This window comes from Streptomyces tateyamensis (assembly GCF_003205575.1).
Lineage (GTDB): Bacteria > Actinomycetota > Actinomycetes > Streptomycetales > Streptomycetaceae > Kitasatospora > Kitasatospora tateyamensis.
The window spans coordinates 1-352 of record NZ_PYBW01000277.1 but is presented as its reverse complement, the minus strand read 5'-3'; the positions used below and the strand labels follow the sequence as shown (position 1 = coordinate 352).

The 352-nt window shown below is 77.8% G+C and carries 1 protein-coding gene; it reads right to left on the bottom strand.

The annotated features are described in order from the left end of the window. On the bottom strand, positions 1 to 217 hold a 217-nt coding region (locus C7C46_RS33325; RefSeq protein ID WP_425470166.1), incomplete at its 3' end, for an enoyl-CoA hydratase-related protein. Positions 218 to 352 lie beyond the last annotated feature (135 nt).

Below are 352 nucleotides of genomic sequence, written 5' to 3'. Positions count from 1 at the left end.
CCGCCCCCTCCGCCCCCCCCCCCCCCGCCGCCAGCCGCTCCCCCCCCCCGGTCCCCCCCCCCTCCAGGCCCCCCCCGCCACAGAAGTCCCCCCCCCCCCCCCAGACCACCGCCACTGACGCTCCGTCATCCGTCTCGAACTCCTCGAACGCCCGCAGCAACTCCCCCGCCGTCGGGCCGTCCACCGCGTTCCGCACCTCGGGCCGCGACAGGATCACGGTCCGCACCCGTCCCACCTGCTCCACCCGGACCGCCGCCCTGACCGCCACCCGCACTCCTCCGTCCGCTCACTGCCACCGCGTCACTCCTGGCTGCGCCTTATGCCCGCCCGCCACCAGCGCCTCGCCCGCTTC